The following is a 1,038-nucleotide window of genomic DNA, read 5'->3' as shown; positions in this document are numbered from 1 at the left end:
GCCTGCTCGCGATAGCCATCTGACATTCGACATTGATGTTGGCTGATCTGGCGCTATCGCGAGCAGGCTCACTCCTACATTGGTTTGTGGTGGGTCAGGCGTGGCTTGAGCGTGTTTGGGTTTGGCGCAAACGCATATGCAGCAACGGATACGGCTGGCCCATGCCATCCACCTCCGAGCGGCCGATCACCTCAAAACCCTGCTTGAAGTAAAACCCCAGTGCCTGCGGGTTCTGTTCGTTGACGTCCAGCTCATCGGCGTTCAAATGCTGCATCGCGTAGTTGAGCAGCTTCTTGCCCAAACCTTGACCGCGAAAATCGGGATCAATGAACAGCATCTCAATCTTGCCCGCCGCGACCCCGGCAAACCCGGTGATGCGCTGCTCGGCGTCCTTGGTGCAGATCAGCATCACCGCATCGAGATAACGTGTCAGCACCAAATTGCGCAGCAGCTCGATATAGCTGTCCGGCAGAAAATCATGGGTGGCGCGAACCGAGGCCTCCCAGACCCGGGTCAGTTCCTGATAATCGCTGAGTTTCGGCGTGTGGATAACCGAGTGGTGACGCATGCCTGTTGGCCTCTTGTTCGTTCAAGGGAGTCCGTCCCCCGATAAACGATAGCCGTAAAAAAGCCCCGCATCTTGGAAAAGGAGCGGGGCTTTTTGTATTTGTTGCGGTGTCTGGCTGGATACTTCTGTTGCCAGCTAGATCTCTCCCCCTCACCCCAGCCCTCTCCCCCAGAGGGGGCGAGGGGGAAGGGAGCTGATCTTCGTGCTGTTCAAAACCTGAGTTCGACTCGATATTTCAAGTCGCCGTAATTCGAAAGAACACCTCGATCAGTCCCCTCTCCCTCTGGGAGAGGGTTAGGGAAGGGAGCTGACCTTCGTGCTGTTCAAAATCTGAGTTCGACTCGATATTTCAAGTCGCCGTAATTCGAAAGAACACCTCGATCAGTCCCCTCTCCCTCTGGGAGAGGGTTAGGGAAGGGAGCTGACCTTCGTGCTGTTCAAAACCTGAGTTCGACTCGATATTTCAAGTA

At 55.2% G+C, this 1,038-nt stretch carries 1 protein-coding gene; it reads right to left on the bottom strand.

What is annotated here, in order from left to right; genetic code table 11:
* Nucleotides 1-94: 94 nt before the first annotated feature.
* Nucleotides 95-568 carry a GNAT family N-acetyltransferase gene (locus QMX93_RS30765; protein ID WP_282359344.1) on the bottom strand — a complete coding sequence of 158 codons (474 nt, stop codon included), beginning with the start codon at nucleotides 566-568 and terminating at the stop codon, nucleotides 95-97.
* Nucleotides 569-1,038 lie beyond the last annotated feature (470 nt).

Source organism: Pseudomonas sp. PS01303 (assembly GCF_029959385.1).
GTDB lineage: Bacteria > Pseudomonadota > Gammaproteobacteria > Pseudomonadales > Pseudomonadaceae > Aquipseudomonas > Aquipseudomonas rustica.
Note: the sequence above shows the minus strand (reverse complement) of the source record. Positions and strands in the feature narration are given on the sequence as shown.

What these genes read in the sequence shown, in the direction of transcription:
- QMX93_RS30765 (WP_282359344.1), bottom strand. Translation starts at nt 568, where the DNA reads ATGCGTCACCACTCGGTTATCCACACGCCGAAACTCAGCGATTATCAG.